Below are 20,690 nucleotides of genomic sequence, written 5' to 3' on the forward strand. Positions count from 1 at the left end.
GGAAAGCAAGCGTGATCTTCTTTCCTGTTCAATTTAGGAGAGAAAACGATGATGAATAAGGTGGATTACCAGCTCGAGCTTGACCAAATCCGCGAGGCTTTAGGTTATGATTTCTTGTCACTGGCCCTTGCTGAACCGGCAGAATATGACTATGTTATCCGATGGAAATACGCCTCCGGGAACACGAATGACCGATTCAAACGGATTGTGCTGCAATCCGGAAGAGGGATAGCGGGCATCATATTCAAGACCGGCAAGCCGTTTTTACTCTCTTCTGTGCAAAAACATGTGAAACCTGATACATTGTTTACCTTTCCAATTATTAAGATGGAGAATTTGAACAGCATAGTAGCTGTACCGATGTGGAATGATGCCCGGGTTGCAGGCGTGCTTCTCGGCGGCTTCAGGGGAGAACGGCAGGTAACCGATGATATGCTGCGGGACCTCGAAGCAGTGGCGCGTAAAGGAATTGGAGACTTGAACGGGAAGGACTTGTTGCTGAATTGATGAAACCCGGAATGGATCTGCCAAATGCTTTGATGACGAAGCTGTTTGAGAACAGCACGGAGGCCATGTTCTTTTTTGACAATGAGGGGAAAGCCCTGGCAATGAATCCGGCTGCCGAGAATATCGTAGACAAAGATATCTTGAAGCTGCTGTATCAGGGAAATCCCCTGGCCCTCTGCGGAACTTGCCGGGGGTATACGAGTGAAACGGAGCTGCGCACATGTCTTAATTGTTATTTCAATACACCGGACTCTGAGGATTTCACTTCTTATCAGGTGTACCTGGAGACGAAGGACAAAGGGATTGTGCCTTACGCAGCCTCCTTCCATACGATAGATTTCGAGAACGGCATTCGGGTATTTATGCTCAGAGATTTAACCAGACAGTTCAAGACGCAAGAAAAGTTCTATCAGAACAAAATGATGAAGCATATCATTGAAGCGCAAGAGAAGGAACGCAAGCGGATTTCCCGCGAGCTGCATGACAGCGTGGCCCAGGAGCTAATGAGCGCCGTGATTGATCTTCGCGTGCTCAAATATATGACTGATGACGAGCAATTGCTCAAAAAAGTGAAGCACACCGAAGTATCGATGACCCGGCTGCTGAATGATATCCGCAATCTGTCTGTGGAGCTTAGGCCGGCAGCGCTCGATGATCTGGGACTGGATGCTGCCTTTCGGTCACACTTCAAGCGGATGGAGCAAAGCTATGGTCTTGTGATCGAATATGAGACCCAGCTTGCAGAGAAACGATATGAAAGTGAAATCGAAACGGTCATGTACCGGGTTTGTCAGGAAGCCTTATTGAACGCCCTAAAATATGCGCAGGTTGATACGGTCAAAGTGTCCCTTACAGAAATAGACGGTGTGCTGCGGCTTCTGATCGAAGATGATGGAGTAGGCTTTCATCAGGGGGACGAACCCAGCGGGACCGGACTTGGACTCTATGGCATGCAGGAGCGGGCAGAATTGGTAGGCGGTACTTTCAGCGTGGATTCGGGGATTGGCAGAGGCACAAGGATCCTTTTACAGATTCCAGTAGGGCTCGCACAAGGAAAGGAATGAGATTCTGATGAAGATCGTCATTGCAGACGACCATGCGATAGTACGCAGCGGATTCTCCATGATCCTGAATTTTCAGGATGATATTGAGGTTATAGGAGCGGCGGCTGACGGAAAAGAGGCCTATACAATGGTAGCCAAATTCCGGCCGGATATTCTTATCATGGACCTGAGCATGCCGCCGGGAGAAAGCGGCCTGATCGCAACAGGCAAGATTAAAGAGGACTACCCGGATACCAAAATCCTGATTCTCACCATGCACGATGATGAAGAATACCTGTTCCATGTGCTGAAGAACGGAGCTTCCGGTTATGTGCTCAAAAGCGCGCCGGACGAGGAGCTTCTACTTGCCATTCGTACCATCTACGAAGGCGGAACATACATCCATCCCAAAATGGCGACTTCTCTTGTCCGCGAGTTCATCAAAAAGGATAAGACCACCACTACAGAAGATCTCTTCGAGCTGCTCTCAAAACGGGAACTAGAGATTCTGCCGCTCATCGCCAAGGGATATGGCAACAAGGAAATCGCGGAAAAGCTGTTCATATCCGTAAAAACGGTTGAAGCCCACAAAGCTAAAATCATGGAGAAATTGAACCTGAAAAGCCGGCCCGAGCTGGTTGAATACGCTTTGAGAAAAAAAATGCTGGATTTCTAACCAGCGAATGGAGGAGCCGCTGCATGCCGGATTATGCAGAATTGCAGTTTACAACACCCGCCATGCGTATTCTTGAAAATGAACACCGCTATCTATCCTTTTTAATGGGAAAATGGCATGCCAACGTGCTGTGGTTTGAACAGGAAACGATAAGCCTGGAGGAAGGCAGGAGGCGGCTGCAAGAGCTGCGTGAAGGAATTCTTGATTTTATCAATCCGCTGCAGAAACATACCACGAAGGAAGAAGAGCATTTTTTTCCGCTGCTGGGCACTTATATCGGGTTTGAACAAGGACCGCTGGTTGGGATTCAAGAGGAGCACCGTGAGATTGACGGATATATCGTCCATTTCCTGCATCACACAAGCGGCGAACTGGATCTGCTATCCCTTGAGGATATCCGTGAAGCTGTTCAAAACGCCGGAGAGGCTTTTGAAGTACTGACTGTGCATTTTGTAAAAGAAGAGACGGTCATTTACCCGATGGCTGAACAGCAGCTAAGCCGCTTGGACAAAGAACGGCTAAGCCAAAAACTGAATACGCTCATTACCTGAAACACACTGGCTGCTTTTTCTTGAAGCGGCTTTTTTTATTTTCCGGCCATGAAGCTCCTTATATTTATTTTCAGGGTTTACCCTGTCAGGGAAAGGGTACTCCCCTATATCTGGACAGGGGGATCGGCGGATACAATGAGGACAGGAGTATCTGTACAGACAATCATGAGAATAAATGCGAAAAGGTGAGTCGAATGATCAAAAAGATGCAGTTGCCGCTACAAACGTTAAACTTGATCACCGGATTTATGGTATGGGTTATTATTTCCTCCCTAATGCCCTTTATCTCCGAGGACATCAGCATCCCGCCCGGAAAATTGGCAATGGTCACAGCAATTCCAGTTATCTTAGGTTCAATTTTAAGAATTCCGCTTGGCTATTATGCAAACATTTTTGGAGCACGCATTATCTTTATGACCAGCTTTATCATGCTCCTGTTCCCTGTCTACTTTATTAGTGAAGCCTCTACGATGACTCATCTAATTATTGGAGGACTGTTTCTTGGAATCGGCGGAGCTGTATTCTCCGTTGGGGTTACTTCGCTGCCAAAGTACTTTCCCAAAGAAAAGCATGGTCTGGCTAACGGGATCTACGGAATCGGTAATATCGGAACTGCCATTACAACCTTTTCCGCTCCGTTAATAGCCAAACAGATTGGCTGGTCGCCGACTGTTAAGCTGTACTTGATCCTGCTGCTTGTGTTTATTGCGTTGAATTTCCTTTTCGGCGACCGGCATGAACCCAAGCTGAAAACACCGATTATCGAACAGATTAAAGGTGTGGCCAAAAATGAGAAGCTCTGGCTGTTCTCACTGTTCTATTTCATTACCTTCGGATCATTCGTGGCATTCACGATTTATCTGCCGAACTTCCTGGTCTCGAACTTCGGCCTGGATAAAGTGGATGCAGGGATGCGCACAGCCGGATTCATTGCGGTTGCTACCTTTTTCCGTCCGGTAGGCGGCTGGCTTGCGGATAAATTCCAGCCTTTGTTCCTGCTGATTGGCACGTTCAGTATTTATACGGTTGCAGCGATCGTACTTGCATTTCTGCCTTCCATGGGCCTGTATACAGCGGGCTGCCTTGCGATTGCGGTAAGTGCGGGGATCGGAAACGGCGTAATTTTCAAATTGATGCCCCTGTACTTCAATAAGCAGGCGGGGATTGCCAACGGGATTGTGTCCATGATGGGCGGGCTTGGCGGCTTTTTTCCACCGATTATGCTGTCTATCATTTATTCGGCTACAGGCCAATATTCAATCGGATTCATGCTGCTGTCGCAGGTAGCGCTGGCCAGTCTGGTGCTTGTAGTATGGCTGTATTATCAGGACCGCTTGGCGCTAACCGCTGAAGTGTTCAACTCAACCGGACAGGGAATTCTCGTAACAGATGTAACCGGCCTCATCAAGACAGTCAACCCGGCATTTACGAAGCTTACAGGCTATACAGAAGAGGAAGTATTGGGCAAACACCCTAGTGTTCTGAAGTCAGGACGCCAATCCAAGGATTTCTACCTCGATATGTGGAGTGAGATCAAGTCGAAAGGGATGTGGCAGGGTGAAATTTGGAACAAACGCAAGAATGGCGAGGAGTATTTGCAGTGGCTGAATATCAGTGCTGTCAAAGACGAGACAGGTGAAGATGTCCGGTATGTCGGCACGTTTAGCGATATCTCGCTGAAGTAAGCTTTTCGAAAGGAACGATGGCCAGATGAATGCACATCCACTACAAGATCAACTGCGGCGGCCCATCCACGATTTGAGGATATCGGTAACAGACCGGTGCAATTTCCGTTGTTCCTACTGCATGCCAAAAGAAGTATTCGGTGACGATTATGCCTTTCTGCCGACAAGCGAGCTGCTGACCTTTGATGAAATCGAGCGTTTGACCAGACTGTTCGTCTCTCTTGGCGTAAGCAAAATCCGGCTGACCGGCGGCGAGCCGCTGATGCGGCGTAATCTTCCCGAGCTGGTTGGTAAGATTCGAACAATTGACGGTGTGGAAGATATCGGCTTAACGACCAATGGGATGCTGCTGGGACATCAGGCGACGCCGTTATACGATGCGGGGCTTCGCCGGCTGAATATCAGCCTGGATGCGCTGAATTCGGAGCTTTTTGGAAGGATGAATGGGCGGGGCATCAAGCCTGACTTTATTTTAAAGCAGATTGATCGTGCGATAGAAGCCCGTTTTGAAGTCAAAGTGAACATGGTGGTCCAAAGAGGCGTGAATGAGTCGGAAATTCTGCCAATGGCCGGTTATTTCAAAGAACGAAATATACCGCTGCGGTTCATCGAGTATATGGATGTCGGTAATGACAATGGCTGGAGCTTCGAAAAAGTCGTAACGAAAAAAGAAATTCTGGAGCGCCTCCAGGAAACCTACGAGCTCGAAGCTCTTGACCACAATTATTTTGGAGAGGTTGCCAAACGCTACCGGTACAAGGACAGCGAGGCGCAGATCGGATTTATTACTTCGGTGTCTGAATCCTTTTGCTCCTCCTGTACACGCGCCAGGTTATCCTCTGACGGGAAATTTTACACCTGCCTGTTCGCTTCGAGTGGTTTTGATCTTAGGGCGCTGCTTCGCGGCGGGGCGGATGACCGGAGCCTGCTTGCAGCCATAAGGAGCGTATGGGAGCTGCGGGCAGACCGCTATTCCGATGAACGGACGGAACAAACCGTAAGGAACAGAACGAAGATCGGGATGTCCTATATTGGCGGTTGACGGAGCACATATTACGACTTATATGACAGGAGACGAATTGCACCAATGAACGGAGCTCAGCTGCTGATTCAGATGTTGATTGAGAAAAATATAACAACCATATTCGGGTACCCGGGCGGTGCCGTATTGCCTTTGTACGATGCCTTGTATGATTACAACAGCATCCAGCATGTTCTAGTTAGGCATGAGCAGGCAGCGGTTCATGCCGCTGACGGATATGCAAGAGCAACAGGTCGCCCGGGAGTGGCGCTTGTCACCAGCGGCCCGGGTGCAACCAATGCAGTTACCGGAATTGCCACAGCTTTTATGGATTCCATTCCATTAATCGTCCTTACGGGCCAGGTTTCCACTGAGCTTATTGGGCTGGACAGCTTTCAGGAAGTAGATATTTATGGGATGACGATGCCCATTACTAAGCATAACTACATTGTCAGGGAAATCGCTGATCTTCCGAAAATTGTGAATGAGGCGTTCCATGTCGCTACAACTGGACGCCCAGGGCCAGTCCTTATTGATCTGCCGAAGAATGTGATGACCGCGAGCTTCATAAGTGAGAGCTATTCTGACGCTCAGAAACATCAGCCCTCGATCCGGGGATATCACCCGAATGCCGACATTGGGCTTCAGGATATTCAGCTTGCAGCAGAACGGTTGAACCATGCAGAACGTCCGCTTGTGCTGATTGGCGGGGGCTGTATAACAGGCAATACTCCGGCATTGTTAAAAGAGTTCGCAGAGCAATTCAACCTTCCCGTAGCCAGCACGCTAATGGGCTTAGGTGCTTTCCCATCAGGACATTCCCTGCATCTGGGTATGGTCGGAATGCACGGGACAGTGGCTGCCAATCGTGCGCTGCAGAGTGCCGACGTTGTGCTCTGTCTCGGGGTTCGGTTCAGTGACCGCGTTACCGGCAACCGGAAGGCGTTCTCCCCGGACTCTTATAAAATTCAAGTCGATATAGATACATCGGAGCTTAACAAGAACATTCCGATTGATCTTGCAATTACTGGACAATGTGCAGATTTGCTTACCGGACTGCAAGAGATCATACATATTCAGGAGCATTCTGCATGGGATCAGCAAATCGAGAGCTGGCGTAAGCGTTCAGCGAAATCCCGCCGGGTGCAGAATACCCAGTTGATGCCCCAAGAGGTAATCCAGTGTATAGAAAATGCTACAGATGGAGATGCCATCATCGCTACGGATGTAGGCCAGCACCAAATCTGGACGGCTACACATTATAATTTCACGGAGGCCCGCTCTTTTCTGACCTCCGGAGGGCTTGGCACTATGGGGTATGGCTTGCCTGCGGCCATTGGCGCTGCAGTGGCTTTTCCTGACCGTCATGTCGTTTGCATCACAGGAGACGGCAGCTTTCAGATGAATATGCAGGAGATCATGACCGCTGTTGATCTGGGGCTGAACGTCAAAGTCGCCATCTTCAAAAATGGCTACCTGGGCATGGTAAGACAGTGGCAGCAGCTATTTCTTGGCCGCCGTTATTCTTCCGTGCGCATCAGTTCCCCAGATTTTGTTGCCTTGGCCCAATCCTTTGGCGCTCACGGTTTCCGGGCACGCAATCTGGCCGAGGCGAAGCATATTATTGATCTTGCGCTCGATACAGACGGCCTTGTCGTCATGGAGTTCGATATTACCGAGGAATCGAATGTATATCCAATCGTCCCTCCAGGATCCAGCAATCAGGACATGATCGTTGAATAACATCATAGCAAGCAAAAAGGATGTTCCTCTATTGAATCACCAATAGAAGAGCATCCTTTTTTGCTGCCAAAGGCTAGAAATACAACACAAGCACAGACACATATAACATGAGGGAAAAGCCTATTTCAATCATACCGGTACGCCTGCCTGTAACCCCTGTCTTTGGCAGGATTGCCGCCCGCAACAGCAGGATGACGAGTGGAGCAAGCAATGAAGGGAATAGGAGCATCCCAACCAGTGCAAACAGCAGATGATACAGAACTGATCCGTAATAGAAGCGGAGGTTGTTTCGTTCACGAATAACTGTTTTGACATATACAGCAGTCCCGATAAAATACAGCGCCGCAAGCAGGAACAGCTCTGTCGCTGTTCTCCAGCTATCTCCCTTGCCGACATAAGCTACAGGATAAATGATCAGGCAAAATGCTAGGATAGCCGAGATGTCATTGAGCAAGGCGCGTTCATTTTTGGTTTTGGCATAGTAGAGATTAACAGCAAACAAGGGAACCAGTGGAAGGACAAACCATAATAGCTCAGGCTCGGAAATCAGCAGATAAATGCTTAACGGCAGCAGCAGAATCCCGTATACCTTAATGGGCTGAATATAACGTTCAGATTTCCCTGTCTTTACCCATTGCAGCAAGGGGAAGCTGAACAAGTAGATCAGAAGCCAGCAAACAAACAACGGAATGTGTATAACCTGCCCTGTAGAAGCTGCTATTCCGAACAGAAAAGGGAGGATAAGCATGGCCCAAGCTCCGTGCTGGTTGGGGATATATCTCTTCATAACAACAATACCTCCTACCCGAAAAAAATCATGTCTGCCAGAGCTCCAGACTACTTAACTATACGTCCTTTGCTACGCGGCAATAGTGATTTGAGACACAAAAACCTGGTGGGATCATAGTGGCTCTTTTGATCATTTCACTTACCATGTCCGGCGCTGAAGGAAATATTTTCTTGTCTACTTTTCAAAAAAATATTGGTAAGGTAGGGGATATTATTAATAAGAGGTGATATGTTGACATGAATAAGAAACATTGTTTGTTCTGTGATGAGATTGTCCCCATTAAACCGGAAGGCGATTACGATAGATATTTAGGCTGTTCTTGTTCACCCGGCGGGTTCTATAGTCTACTGAGAGACAGCTACGAACCTATTAATTCCTTCCCATATCAAAAGAAACGTGACATGCTTCATTTAGTATCGGCTTACATCCGGGAGTTGACAGATTGTGATGAAAAGGTTGCTCTATCGGTCAAGGACATGGAGTCCATTGCCAATTCTCCGAAAATCCCTGTGACCATTGAAGATAAAGGACACCGGCTACTGCAATATTTGTACAGACATTCCGAAGGCCCAGAGGAAGCGGTTGTCATTCACCCACTCTCCAGCAGCTACAACCTGACGTATTCTCCCAATCAGCAAGAGCTGGTATATATCATCGAAAAGCTGAGAAATGAGCAGCTGCTCATCAGGGAAGGCTTGAGCTTTAAGCTTACGGAAAAAGGATGGAGCGAGGCCGCCGCAAGCACTGAAGGGAAAGAATTAAAGCCATGCTTCGTTCTCATCTCGGATAAGGAGGAGCTACGCACTGAGTGGCTGGAAAAGCTGTTGCCTAAAATCGAGCAGTGTGGCTATCTGCCGCGCTTGCTTACACATACGAAAACGCAGACTCATGAAAAGTATTCCTTGGAGCTTATCACGGACAGCAAGCTGATTATCGCGGATATAACCGGCGAATCCCCTGAGGTGTATTTTACGGCAGGATATGCGCTCGGTTTGAATATCCCGGTGATATGGACCGTGAACAGCAGCGATGACGATAAGCTTTTTGTACACACATCAGATATTCGTCCAATCGTTTGGAATACCGCTGAAGAATTAGCAATAATGCTTGAGCAGAGGTTGTTGAGTTTATAGAAGAGTAACCTCAGAGAAATCAGGCACATACACAGCAGTCCCGATAAAATACAGCGCTGCGAGCAGGAACAGCTCAGTCGCTGTTCTCCAGCTTTCTCCCCTGCCGGTATAAAAAGGGCATCCCATTCCTCAGCCACCATTTAATATCGGCCTCATCTTCTCGAAATATCTTTCGCTATCATTTGTGCAGTAATCAACGAATCCAAGGATTTTAACCATTGAAAGTATGATAGCTCTTTCTATAGCTGCAGCCGCCGGAATCGGCGGGATTGCCGCTCAAGGTTCATCTATGCTGGGGGTAAGCTGGACAGGACTTGCAGCGGTCGCTATTGCTTTATGTATTGCAGCACTGTCATTTAGGCGTTATCAGTTGAACTAAAGAAAACATAAAAAGGGCAGAAGTGACGGAGGGGAAGTTTGGAACTGTAGGAGCGGTAGCGTCCGCCTTTGTCTGCGGATTTCCACCGCGAACAGCGGTACAAATCAAGAAATCTGGAGACAACAGCGGCCGGAAGTCCAAACATTCCCCGCAGTTACGACCAGACCCCAATATGAAAATAACGCATCGAATCCGTGGACTCGATGCGTTATTTTTAGAGCTTATCGTACCATTCGCTGTCAACAGGCTCCAGCCAAACCGTATCACCTGGCGTGATCGCCAAGTGTACAAACCAACTGTCTTTGGTAGCGCCATGCCAGTGCTTCACGTTCGGCGGGATATTCACCACATCGCCGGTTTTGAGCAATTGCGCCGGCTTTCCTTCTTCCTGATACCAGCCCTCGCCGCCGGTCACCAATAAGACTTGGCCGACTTTATGAGAGTGCCAGTTATTGCGGGCGCCCGGAGCAAAGGTCACATTTCCAATGGGTGCATTGAGCGGGGTAGCATCGGTAAACACCATTTGCAGGTAAGCATCACCGATAAAGTTTGCTGGAACCTTTTGTCCAAGCGGGAAGATCGTACTGTTGCTTAACTGTTCGTTAGCCATATTTTATTCCTTCTTTCTTTAGCTTTTGAAGATTTCCTTTGCAAGGTTAAATGCAGACCAGGCTTTGGGCCAGCCGGCATAGAACGAAAGATGAGTAATGATCTCCGCAATTTCGTCTTTTGTCACTCCGTTTTCCTTCGCTTTATGAAGATGGGGAGTCAATTGTTCAAAGTTACCTCCGGCAATTAATGCAGAAACGGTGATCATGCTGCGGTCGCGGGGAGATAATTCCTTCTCTCTGGACCATACTTCACCAAACAAGACATCGTCGTTGAGCTCAGCAAATTTAGGCGCGAAATCGCCCAGCAGGTCCCGTCCTGCTGTCTGTTTTTTTGGCATATCCGTCATTCCTTTCAGCTTTTCATGGGTTCATGAAGAAGTATAGACCTTAAAGTGGACTTCAATGCAAGTATTAATTATTGAAATTTGACTTAGAGTTAACTTCAAGGTGTAAGCTGGCTTTAAGAGATGGGAGGAATAACCTTTGAACACACTGAATCAACAACTGTTAACCGGAGAGCGGGCGCTTTTTAAAAGCAGGGAGCTTGTAATCACAAATTCTGTTTTTGCGGATGGTGAATCGCCGCTGAAGGAAAGCCGCGATATTTCAATCCATAATAGTATTTTTAAATGGAAGTATCCGCTTTGGTATAGCGAACACATTCATGTGGAGAACAGCACATTTCTGGAAATGGCACGCTCGGGAATTTGGTATACGCGCCATATTTCAATCCATGACAGTGTTATAGAAGCGCCCAAAACATTACGGCGTTCAAGCGATATCCGCCTGGTGAATGTAAATTTTCCAAATGCACAGGAGACCTTGTGGAATTGTGAAGGCGTGTGCTTGGAGCATGTGACTGCACATGGAGATTACTTTGGAATGAACAGTCAGAATATTACAATTGATGATTTGACCCTGGTAGGGAATTATGCCTTTGATGGTGCGAAAAATATAGAAATCCGTAACGCGAAGCTGATCTCAAAAGACGCCTTTTGGAATTGTGAGAATGTTACTGTATATGATTCGCTTATCATTGGCGAGTATCTCGGCTGGAATTCCAAGAATATCACCTTTATCAACTGTACCATTGAAAGCAATCAAGGCATGTGTTACATGGATCATTTGGTCATTGAGAATGGAAAGCTCATCAATACGGATTTGGCATTTGAATATTCGACGATCGATGTGGATGCAGCGACACGGATTGACAGTGTGAAGAACCCGATTGCCGGAAAGATTAAAGCGAAGGACATTGGCGAATTAATCCTGGATGATGAAGATATTTCTGCTGCAAATACCCGGTATGAACTGGAACAGGCAGGTGAGCCTTGTGAATTATAATTTTGATAAAATGACGAACCGCTTCGGTACAAACTCTTATAAATGGGACGTCGGCTCCAAGGAGCTGCCCATGTGGGTAGCGGATATGGACTTTGAGACCTCCCCAGAAGTGATCGAGGCCTTTCAAAAAAGATTAGACCACCGTATCTTTGGCTACACCTCCGTACCGGACGCCTACTTTGATGCAGTTGCCCAGTGGTGGGGCAGGAGACATCATTTTCGTGTTCAGGACGAATGGATAATGTTCTGCACAGGTGTGGTGCCGGCGATTTCTTCCATCGTGCGCAAAATGACCACGGCCGGTGACAATGTGCTGGTGCTGGCCCCTGTATATAATATTTTTTACAACTCTATTGTGAATAATCAGAGAAACGTTCTCGTAAGCGAACTGGTATATTCGGACCATACGTATTCTATTAATTTTGAGGATCTGGAAAAAAAGCTGGCCGCTCCCGAAACCATGCTGATAATTTTTTGCAATCCGCATAATCCAATCGGTAAGGTCTGGGACAGCGATGTTCTGCAAAAGGTGGGGGATCTGTGCATCAAACACAATGTCCTTATCCTGTCCGATGAAATTCATTGTGATTTAACCCATCCTGGGCATCGTTATATCCCCTTTGCATCGGTTTCAGAAGAAATTGCCCAACATTGTATCACCTGTGTAGCACCAACGAAGGCATTTAATCTTGCGGGAATACAATCTTCGAGTATTATCGTACCAAATCCTAGATTGCGAGAGCTCGTGAATCGGGGGATTAATACAGATGAGGTTGCTGAACCTAATGTTTTTGCGGTTGAAGCAGCCATATCGGCATTTACAGAAGGCGAACCTTGGCTTGCTGCATTATTAGGCTACCTAATGGAGAACAAGCAGCTTCTCGAACAGTTTACAGCAAGTCAGCTCCCGAAGCTTCAAGTCATTCATTCGGAAGCCACCTATTTGGCCTGGATAGACTGCAGTGCTGTAACCCGGGATACAAAAACCTTATGCGAGTATATAAGAAAAGAAACGGGGCTGTATGTCTCGGAAGGGGCCATGTTTGGCGGAAACGGCAGCACGTTCATTCGAATGAACTACGCCTGTCCGAAAGTGCGGCTTAAAGATGGGTTACAGCGGTTTGCTGAAGGAGTGAAGGCATTCCAAAGCCTCAAGATCACAGCGGATCGTCCTTAGGAAAGAAAGTTTCTCTTGCATTCTTTTGGATATTAATGATATTTTAAAAGAAAAGAACACAATAAACAAACTAATCACACACAATACAACACAGATATCTCAAAATGAGAATTTGAATCCCAGGAGGTTCAAAATGAACAAGCGACGTCTCTCCTTCCACACGGATGGAACCTTTAAGATTGTGCAATTTACCGATATTCATCTTCAAGACGGGATCAACCCGGAGCATGATGCCCGGACACTGGCTCTTATGGAGCGCATTATGGAAACCGAGCAGCCGGATCTGGTAGTGTTCAGCGGCGACTTGATTTACAGCCATGATACGGTGGACCCAAAGGCCACCTTCCGCAGGGTCATTGAGGTTGCGGCACGGGCGGAAACGCCATTTGCCGTGATCTATGGCAACCACGATTCGGAGAAGGGAGTGACCCGGCCGGAGCTGCAGGAGATTTTGACAGAATATGAGTTATGCATGGCCGAAGCGGGGCCGGAAGAGATCCACGGTACTGGTAACTATGTGCTGCCGCTCTTCAGCCATACCGGAGACCGGGAAGCAGCAGCACTGTATTTCGTGGATTCGGGTGAATATGCGCCTGAAGCAATTGGCGGATATGCCTGGATTCACCCCGATCAGATTGCCTGGTATACCCGGGAATCAGCCAAGATCCGGGAGAGAAACGGCGGGGCGCTGCCTGCGCTGGCTTTTATGCACATTCCCATTCCTGAGTATCATGAAGTGTGGCAATCGGGAAGAGTTGCGGGGAGAAAAGGCGAAATGGTCTGCTGCTCCAAAGTGAACAGCGGCTGGTTCGCGGCAATGCTGGAAGCGGGGGATGTGATGGCAGCCTTCGCCGGGCATGATCATGACAATGATTACATAGGTAATCTGCACGGAATTACGCTGGCCTATGGCCGGGTTACCGGGCATAACACATATGGGGCGCTGCAGCGGGGCGCACGGATCATTCAGCTTCTGGAAGGAGAACGGCGCTTCGAGACTTGGATCAGGCTGGAGGATGGCAGCGTAATTGACTAGCGTTGACAGGAATATATCAGGAGGACTTACAAAATGAAGGTAGATTTTCATCTTCATCTGGAAGAAGGGCCGTATTCGCCAAGGTGGCTGCAGCGTACACTGGAGAGTCTGACAGCTATGGCTGACAGCGGTGAGAAGAAACACACACTGGCCTGGATGCAGGAAAGCTTTTGTCTGCTGGAACGGCGCATTGCAGGCGGGGCTTATACCGGTGAGTGGCTGGACTTGTACCTGAAGCAAGCCAAGGAGCGCGGTATGCACACTGTCGGCATCGTCGATCATCTATACCGATTCAAGAAATATAAAGCTTATTCCGAGAAGCACATGCTTCTGGATAATAGCCCGATAGGCCGCTTGCAGCGGGAATGGCTGGAACAGGTGTGCATAGCGGATGTGGACGAATTTGCAGCTTGCATTCAGAGCCAGAAGGAGAAGTGGCGGCAAGAAGGGATTGAGCTGCGGCTCGGCATTGAGGCCGATTATTTCCCGGGCTGCGAGCAGGAGCTAAGCAGGATCTTGGAGGAACAGCCGTACGACTATGTCATCGGCTCGGTGCATTTTGTTGATGGCTGGGGCTTTGACAATCCGGCGACGCAGAAGCATTTTGAACAATTCGACTTGGAAGCTCTCTATACCCGGTTCTTCGAGCTTGTCGGTGGTGCGATTTCTTCGCGCCTGTTCGATATTGTTGCCCACCTGGATAACCTGAAGGCCTTCAACTACCGCCCGGACGAGCAGCGGCTGCTGCCGATGTATGAGCGGATTGCAGATCTGCTGGTCGAGCATGATACGGCTACCGAGATCAACGCCGGAATGTTGTACCGCTATCCGATCCAGGAAATGTGCCCAAGTCTAGCTTTTCTGGCGGTATTGGCGGCCAAGGGGGTACTTTTCACAACTTCTACCGATGCCCACTTTCCTGACGACCTCGGCTGCTATGCGGATCAGCAATTGGAGCTGCTGAAGCAGGCGGGGCTGCGGGAAATTGTAACCTTCCAGAATCGGCAGCGGAGCCGGCACGAACTTATGTAACGACTAAATATATAAGGTGAACTAAAGAAAATATAGAAAGGGCAGAAGTGACGGAGGTAAATCAATGTACAATCAAGAGAAAAGAACAATTACTACCGAAAGATTGATTTTAAGACCCTTTGAATTATCTGATGCACAACGTGTCTCCGGGCTCTGCAATAACTACAATATCTATAAAAGTACATTGACTCTGCCTTATCCATACCCCATTGAATGTGCAATATCTTGGATTCAGACACATGAAGATAATTTCAACAATAACAAATCATATGAGTTTGCCATTACTGACAAAAGTACTAACGAGCTTTATGGAGCCATAGGACTCACCAATAACCAAACACACAGAAACGGCGAGCTTGGATATTGGATAGGTGAGGACAATTGGGAGAAGGGGTATGCAACTGAAGCAACAAAAGCGGTCATTCAGTTTGCTTTTTCAGAAAAGCATTACCACAAAGTATACGCGAGATATTTTGCTTCAAATCCAGGCTCTGGACGGGTTATGCAAAAATCGGGCATGGTGCAAGAAGGCGTACTATTACAGCATGTATATAAAGAAAATAAATTTGAAGACCTTATTCATTACGGAATTGTAAATGCTAAATCTTAATTGCTAACCAGACCTCTTAAAATCTCTAGGCCTCTTCTTAATTCCTCCAAAGAACCAGTGGAAGAAAGAGCTATTCTTAGATAGCTCTCTTCCGCATTACCTCCGCTCAGAAACCGATTGGAATGGTATACACGAATCCCCCGATCCAGGAAATAAGCTTCGCGCCTAGCTTTTGGCAAAGGAAGCCATCTATAAAAGCTAAGCGGATGTCCCATGCGGGGTGCGCTTGGGAAGAACTGGGCAAACAACTGGTTGGCCGTCTGAGCCAGTTGTTTTTTCTCTGCAACAATCGTATTTGCCTTTCCTGACAGAATCAGCTCGGTTATGATCTCAGTGTCGAGTGAGGATGTCTTGACATTAACGTTGTATATGCCCTTCATCATTTTGTCTTTGAAGGCTTCGTTAAACACGATATAGGCCACTCGAAGACCCGAGCAGATGGACTTGGAGGTGCTGCAAATATAAACCGTTTGTTCAGGAAGCAGCTGATACATCGGCTTAGCATAATGCTCAATAATGCCCGCTGACAAAAAGGCGTGAATGTCGTCCTCGATCAGGATCAAACGATGCTTTTGAATGACCTGAGCCAATTCCTTTTTTCGTTGCTCCGGAATCATAATGGTCGTAGGATTGGCACAGGAAGGTATCAAGAACACCCCGTGTATATTCAAGTGAGAACACTGGTCTTCCAGAGCTTCAGGCAGCATTCCACAATCATCACCCTGAATAGGGACTAGTTTGATGCGGAGCATTTTGGAAATTTCAATAAAATTAGCAAACGTATACATATCAACCGCAATTCGATTCCCGGGCTCAAACAGTGCAAGGAGAGTAATCGCCAGGGCATTTTGCGCTCCCGAAACGATGGCCACATGTTCAGTTTCAGCTTGGACACCAAAGGTCTTCATCCAATTGAGCGCGGCCAATTTCTGATGCGGAATACCTGCAGGATCATTGTAATTCAACAACTGCTCCAGATATTTTTTCTCCACTACATTCTTAACGGTCTCGGCAACCAGCTCATTGGTCTGTTCGAATGAGGCCACAAAACCAAGATCAATAGATGCGTTGGAAGATGGAGCCTTCGAAATGGTAATTGATTGGGCCGCGTTCGCAGAGACAAAGGTACCATTACCGGTTACACCATGAATTAATCCTTTCAGCTCACAAAGCTTGTATGCGCGTGTAATTGTTGTGAAGTTCACATCCAGAAAATCGGCCAGCTCCCGTTGAGGGGGAAGCTTTGTGCCCGGAGCCAAAAATCCATGCGTAATGTCATGCTCCAGCAGCAGGGCGAGAGAGCGGTAAAGCGGCCGTGTCAATCTATCTCTGTCTGGCTTCCACGACATCGGATAATGTTCAAACGAATTGTATGGCATAGCACACCTCCTAATATTGTAATGCATACAATTCCATCGTTGATTGTATGGATTGACATTGCTAAACTAACGAAGAAAAACAATCTTGTCAAGGAGTTATGCAAACCATGATAAACAGAAGTGAGCTTCAATTGGCATTTAAATCGGCTTTTCCATCCACAGTCCCCATACTGGCCGGCTTCCTGTTTCTAGGGATTGCCTACGGCATTTTCATGAATGTATCCGGCTTTGGCGCGGGATATGCGATCCTAATGGCTCTGCTTATTTTTGCCGGATCCATGGAATTTGTTGCAGTGAACCTGCTGCTCGGTCCGTTCAATCCACTAGGTGCCCTGCTAATGACCTTAATGGTCAACGCCCGGCATTTATTTTATGGCATATCCATGCTTGAGAAATACAGGGGGACCGGACTCAAAAAGTTCTATCTGATTTTCGGAATGTGTGATGAATCGTTTTCAATCAATTACACGGCAAACATCCCCAAGGAAGTGGACAAGGGGTGGTACATGTTTTTCGTGACCGCGCTTAATCATAGCTACTGGATACTCGGCGCTGCCATTGGCGGAATATTCGGTTCATTGGTTCACATCAATATGGAAGGTCTTGAGTTCGTAATGACGGCTCTTTTTGTGGTTATCTTTATTGAACAATGGATGAAAGAGAGCACACATCACAGTGCATTGTTGGGTTTAGGCATCTCCATCGTTTGCTTGCTTATCTGGGGCAGTGGCAGCTTTATCGTTCCATCTATGATCGGTCTTCTTCTTGTTCTTTCCCTTATGAGAAAATCTCCAGACAGAAAGGCAGATGAAGGACATGATGTCCATGACCTTGCTTGAGAAAATCATCACGATAGGGATGGTTGTCCTGGGAACGATGCTGACCCGATTCATTCCATTTATCCTGTTCCCCTCGGGACGTCCCGCACCAAAGTATGTGCAATATCTCGGCAAAGTGCTGCCTTCGGCGGCTCTAGGTTTGCTAGTGATCTACAGCATCAAGGATATCACCATTTTCTCCGGGAACCACGGTGTACCCGAATTGACTTCCATTGCCCTAATTATTTGGCTTCATATCTAGAAAAGAAATATGTTGATATCCATCGCTGGCGGCACACTGCTCTATATGCTCCTGGTTCAATTTGTGTTCTGAAGCGGAAATTGTACAGAAACGGCTGCACCGACCTTGAAAGGCGGCACAGCCGTTTGTTCTGTAACTATTCTATGGCATCCTTGTATGGATGAATGGTTTGAATGGTGCCGTCATCGTTGTATTTCAGCTCCGTATATTTCACGCTGCGCTTATTGTCGGCTCCCCCGGATAAGGAGCTGTCATGGTAGAACAAATACCATTTTTCCTTAAATTGAACAATGGAATGGTGCGTTGTCCAGCCTACCACCGGTGTAAGGATCTTTCCTTGATATACATAAGGCCCAAGCGGATTTTTGCTGATAGCGTAAACAATAGTGTGGGTAGTGCCGGTGGAATAAGAAAGATAATAATAACCGTTATATTTATGTACCCATGGACCTTCAAAATATCTTCGCTCTTCATCGCCGGCAAGGATCGGATCACCATTCGCATCGACAATGGATATTTCTTTGGCTTCGCCCTTGAAGCTCAGCATGTCCTCGCTCAATTCCGCTGCGATTGGCCCAAGTGCAGGTGCTGCTGCGTCCGGCCCCTCGGCATCCGCGATAAATGTGCCTGTCTGCCATTTTTCAAGCTGGCCTCCCCACAGGCCGCCAAAGTAAATGTAGGCTTTGCCATCGTCATCGACGAGTACGGCGGGATCAATGCTGAAGCTGCCGGGAATATAGTCCGGTTCAGGCTTAAATGGCCCCGAAGGGGAGGAGCTTGTCGCTACGCCAATCCGGAAAATATCATCATGGTCCCTAGCCGGGAAATACAAATAGTAGGTATTGTTCTTGTATGCGGCATCAGGGGCCCACATTTGCTGCTTGGCCCACGGAACATCCTTCAGATGAAGCACTTCGCCGTGATCTACGCAAACGGAGCCTTCTTCTTCCAAGGACAGAACATGATAATCCTCCATATTGTATTGATCGCCGTTGTCATTAGAGACCATCTCTTGATCGAGGTCATGAGAGGGATAAATATAAATTTTGTCTTCAAATACATGTGCGGAAGGGTCCGCGGTATACATATGAGTTACAATCGGCTCATTTGGCTGCACAGGCTTGGTCACGTCATTTCCTCCTAAATATTTTTGTCAGCAATGCTTCACAGATTCAGGTTCGTACAACAACCGCTTCGGAAGTATATGCTAATTTAACCGCTTACAAATGATGTTAGCAGGAAAAGGTGGCCCTGTGAATATAGAAAATTATAGTTTATACCCGATAAACTTTACATGTTATAACCGTGGGGGGCTGGAGGATCTCCAGGTGAAGCGCAGAGATCTCCAGCCCCCGGCTAAGAGAGTTCAAATATTGTGTTGCTTTATTTTGTTAATTCCGGATATAAAGCTTTAACGCCGCCGGCAAGACCTTTTTGCACTTTCTTACTGATCTCATCGGCAAGGATTTCATAAAGCTCGGCCTCAATACCATCTACTGCAATTTTGGCAATCTCTTTTGGATCAGACTTAGGGGCATTTAATCTTTCAGTCATGTCAGTATCCATATAACCTACGTGTAACCCGGCGACTGTGATATTTCGGGGGGCTAAACTTAATCGTAGAGCATTAGTCATTGCCCATTCAGCAGACTTTGCAGCCGAGTAGGCTCCCGCACTGTCTGAACTGAACCATGATAATACGGATAAAATATTCAAAATTGATCCGCCGCCATTTTTCTCGATAAGAGGTGCAAAAGCCTTAATCACTGAAAGCGTGCCGAATACATGGGTATTAAATTCTAACTGGATATCGTCCAAGCTGCCTGTTAGAAAAGAGGCTCCAGTTGACGAACCGGCGTTATTAATAAGCAGAGTAACATCTTGAGCAGCTTCCGCCGCAGCCTTTACGGAGCCGGGATTTGTGATGTCAAGCTGCAAAGGAATGGCTCCAGGAATGTTGACCAAATTCGGGTTTCTTGCGCCAGCATATACTTTTGCACCCCTTTTTAAGAGTTCCATAGACAAATACTTACCGAACCCCCGGTTGGCTCCACTAACTAAAGCTACTTGTTGAGAAATATCCATTGTACTCGCTCCTTTTCCATCGCCTTAAAATATGATGATCATAATATATTATAGTCATCATATTTTAAAAGGTCAACAATTGTCATTGCACATTAACCAGTGTCTGAACAACTGAAATATGATAATATGATGAATATAATATTTTGATTCAAATTAAAGAGGGTGTTGAAATGCCATATCCAGTAGGCCATAAAGCTAAGGTTCGCGCTCGTATTCTTGACAGTGCTGCTCAAGCTTTTAGAAAAAATGGGATTAGAGAGACAAGTGTCCCTTTTATCATGAAGGGGGCTGGTTTAACGCATGGGGGATTTTATTCGCATTTCGCAAGCAAAGAACAACTGATCGCTGAAACGTGCAGCAGTATTGTAAATCATACACTGGATACTTTGCGGACAGTTGCGCTGGAGGAGAATGATAATTCGAAATTTGATGCGGTTATTAATCAATATTTGAGTGCAGCCCATCGGGATAATATCGAGGGAGGCTGTATTATACCAACGCTTTCTGGTGAAATAGCCCAGTCTTCAGAAGAGATACGTGAAGTATTTAGTCAAGAGCTGGAGCGGTTTATTGACTTCATCTCAGAGATTGCAGGCTGTGACAAGTCTTCCGGCGGGGAAGTGCTCAGCATTATGATTGGATCGCTTATACTCGCCAGAGGTATAAAGGATCCCGTAGTGAGTGACAGCATTCTTGAGTCAGGGAAAAAACAGGCCAAGAGTGTATTGGGACTCCATTGAAATTAATGGAGGAAATTATTGGTCTCCCGTCGAAATCACTATTGAGCTGCTCCGGCATTCAGCCGGAC

The 20,690-nt window shown here is 47.1% G+C and carries 22 protein-coding genes and 1 pseudogene; 16 read left to right on the forward strand and 7 right to left on the reverse strand.

From position 1 onward, the window contains the following. Positions 1-48 precede the first annotated feature (48 nt). From AC0LWN_RS02395 to ilvB, 7 genes are all read left to right on the forward strand, one after another. On the forward strand, positions 49-507 hold the full coding sequence (locus AC0LWN_RS02395) for a GAF domain-containing protein (protein ID WP_474663036.1): 459 nt from the start codon (positions 49-51) through the stop codon (positions 505-507). Continuing rightward, entirely contained in the window at positions 507-1,571 is a 1,065-nt protein-coding gene (locus AC0LWN_RS02400; protein WP_474663567.1) for a sensor histidine kinase, read from the forward strand. Before AC0LWN_RS02395 ends, AC0LWN_RS02400 begins: the two co-directional genes overlap by 1 nt. A 7-nt stretch (positions 1,572-1,578) precedes the next feature. Next, the gene (locus AC0LWN_RS02405) at positions 1,579-2,226 is read left to right on the forward strand and encodes a response regulator (RefSeq protein WP_474663037.1); all 648 of its coding nucleotides are present in this window, start codon (positions 1,579-1,581) and stop codon (positions 2,224-2,226) included. 23 nt (positions 2,227-2,249) lie between these two features. Then, a complete protein-coding gene (locus tag AC0LWN_RS02410) occupies positions 2,250-2,777 on the forward strand; it encodes a hemerythrin domain-containing protein (RefSeq protein WP_474663038.1) in 528 nt (175 codons plus the stop codon). A gap of 194 nt (positions 2,778-2,971) precedes the next feature. Further along, entirely contained in the window at positions 2,972-4,462 is a 1,491-nt protein-coding gene (locus tag AC0LWN_RS02415; RefSeq protein ID WP_474663039.1) for a nitrate/nitrite transporter, read from the forward strand. Between the two features lie 25 nt (positions 4,463-4,487). Continuing rightward, positions 4,488-5,504, forward strand: coding sequence for a GTP 3',8-cyclase MoaA (moaA, locus tag AC0LWN_RS02420; RefSeq protein WP_474663040.1), 1,017 nt, complete (start codon positions 4,488-4,490; stop codon positions 5,502-5,504). Between the two features lie 45 nt (positions 5,505-5,549). Continuing rightward, positions 5,550-7,226: a biosynthetic-type acetolactate synthase large subunit gene (gene ilvB / locus AC0LWN_RS02425; protein ID WP_474663041.1), complete on the forward strand. Its 1,677-nt coding sequence runs from the start codon at positions 5,550-5,552 to the stop codon at positions 7,224-7,226. A gap of 73 nt (positions 7,227-7,299) precedes the next feature. Here the strand turns inward: ilvB and AC0LWN_RS02430 are convergent, their stop codons facing one another. After that, entirely contained in the window at positions 7,300-8,013 is a 714-nt protein-coding gene (locus tag AC0LWN_RS02430; protein ID WP_474663042.1) for a YwiC-like family protein, read from the reverse strand. 239 nt (positions 8,014-8,252) lie between these two features. On the opposite strand from AC0LWN_RS02430, the gene AC0LWN_RS02435 reads away from it, so the two are divergent. Beyond that, on the forward strand, positions 8,253-9,149 hold the full coding sequence (locus AC0LWN_RS02435) for a hypothetical protein (protein ID WP_474663043.1): 897 nt from the start codon (positions 8,253-8,255) through the stop codon (positions 9,147-9,149). Here AC0LWN_RS02435 and AC0LWN_RS02440 read toward each other — a convergent pair. From AC0LWN_RS02440 to AC0LWN_RS02450, 3 genes are all read right to left on the reverse strand, one after another. Beyond that, entirely contained in the window at positions 9,144-9,275 is a 132-nt protein-coding gene (locus tag AC0LWN_RS02440) for a hypothetical protein (protein ID WP_474663044.1), read from the reverse strand. The two genes, AC0LWN_RS02435 and AC0LWN_RS02440, sit on opposite strands and share 6 nt — an antisense overlap. A 467-nt stretch (positions 9,276-9,742) precedes the next feature. Then, positions 9,743-10,138 carry a cupin domain-containing protein gene (locus AC0LWN_RS02445; RefSeq protein ID WP_474663045.1) on the reverse strand — a complete coding sequence of 132 codons (396 nt, stop codon included), beginning with the start codon at positions 10,136-10,138 and terminating at the stop codon, positions 9,743-9,745. 18 nt (positions 10,139-10,156) lie between these two features. After that, positions 10,157-10,477: a carboxymuconolactone decarboxylase family protein gene (locus tag AC0LWN_RS02450; protein WP_474663046.1), complete on the reverse strand. Its 321-nt coding sequence runs from the start codon at positions 10,475-10,477 to the stop codon at positions 10,157-10,159. 145 nt (positions 10,478-10,622) lie between these two features. Between AC0LWN_RS02450 and AC0LWN_RS02455 the strand changes: the two genes are divergently transcribed. The 5 genes from AC0LWN_RS02455 to AC0LWN_RS02475 all read left to right on the forward strand — a co-directional run bounded on the left by AC0LWN_RS02455 (position 10,623) and on the right by AC0LWN_RS02475 (position 15,338). Then, positions 10,623-11,483: a DUF3737 family protein gene (locus AC0LWN_RS02455; RefSeq protein WP_474663047.1), complete on the forward strand. Its 861-nt coding sequence runs from the start codon at positions 10,623-10,625 to the stop codon at positions 11,481-11,483. 10 nt (positions 11,484-11,493) lie between these two features. Next, positions 11,494-12,660: a MalY/PatB family protein gene (locus tag AC0LWN_RS02460; protein ID WP_474663568.1), complete on the forward strand. Its 1,167-nt coding sequence runs from the start codon at positions 11,494-11,496 to the stop codon at positions 12,658-12,660. A 133-nt stretch (positions 12,661-12,793) separates the two neighbouring features. Then, a complete protein-coding gene (locus AC0LWN_RS02465) occupies positions 12,794-13,696 on the forward strand; it encodes a metallophosphoesterase family protein (RefSeq protein ID WP_474663048.1) in 903 nt (300 codons plus the stop codon). A 33-nt stretch (positions 13,697-13,729) separates the two neighbouring features. Beyond that, entirely contained in the window at positions 13,730-14,728 is a 999-nt protein-coding gene (locus AC0LWN_RS02470; RefSeq protein ID WP_474663049.1) for a histidinol phosphate phosphatase domain-containing protein, read from the forward strand. Between the two features lie 64 nt (positions 14,729-14,792). Next, the gene (locus tag AC0LWN_RS02475) at positions 14,793-15,338 is read left to right on the forward strand and encodes a GNAT family N-acetyltransferase (RefSeq protein WP_474663050.1); all 546 of its coding nucleotides are present in this window, start codon (positions 14,793-14,795) and stop codon (positions 15,336-15,338) included. Here AC0LWN_RS02475 and AC0LWN_RS02480 read toward each other — a convergent pair. Next, positions 15,335-16,717: an aminotransferase-like domain-containing protein gene (locus AC0LWN_RS02480; RefSeq protein WP_474663051.1), complete on the reverse strand. Its 1,383-nt coding sequence runs from the start codon at positions 16,715-16,717 to the stop codon at positions 15,335-15,337. The genes AC0LWN_RS02475 and AC0LWN_RS02480 overlap by 4 nt on opposite strands. A 107-nt stretch (positions 16,718-16,824) precedes the next feature. Here AC0LWN_RS02480 and azlC point away from each other — a divergent pair, with 107 nt between their 5' ends. Both azlC and AC0LWN_RS02490 read left to right on the forward strand, forming a co-directional pair. Further along, entirely contained in the window at positions 16,825-17,556 is a 732-nt protein-coding gene (gene azlC / locus AC0LWN_RS02485) for an azaleucine resistance protein AzlC (RefSeq protein ID WP_474663052.1), read from the forward strand. Beyond that, positions 17,537-17,869, forward strand: a pseudogene (locus AC0LWN_RS02490) (branched-chain amino acid transporter permease). The gene azlC and the pseudogene AC0LWN_RS02490 overlap by 20 nt, the downstream one beginning before the upstream one ends. Positions 17,870-17,933: 64 nt before the next feature. On the opposite strand, the gene AC0LWN_RS02495 reads toward AC0LWN_RS02490, so the two are convergent. Beyond that, positions 17,934-18,926, reverse strand: a complete 993-nt coding sequence (locus tag AC0LWN_RS02495; protein WP_474663053.1) for a glycoside hydrolase family 43 protein — start codon at positions 18,924-18,926, stop codon at positions 17,934-17,936. 254 nt (positions 18,927-19,180) lie between these two features. Beyond that, a complete protein-coding gene (locus AC0LWN_RS02500; RefSeq protein ID WP_474663054.1) occupies positions 19,181-19,882 on the reverse strand; it encodes an SDR family oxidoreductase in 702 nt (233 codons plus the stop codon). A gap of 170 nt (positions 19,883-20,052) precedes the next feature. On the opposite strand from AC0LWN_RS02500, the gene AC0LWN_RS02505 reads away from it, so the two are divergent. Beyond that, complete coding sequence (locus tag AC0LWN_RS02505) at positions 20,053-20,622, forward strand: TetR/AcrR family transcriptional regulator (protein ID WP_474663055.1); 570 nt, start codon at positions 20,053-20,055, stop codon at positions 20,620-20,622. The last annotated feature ends 68 nt before the right edge of the window (positions 20,623-20,690 follow it).

The sequence above is a fragment of the Paenibacillus sp. sgz302115 genome, from assembly GCF_056120445.1.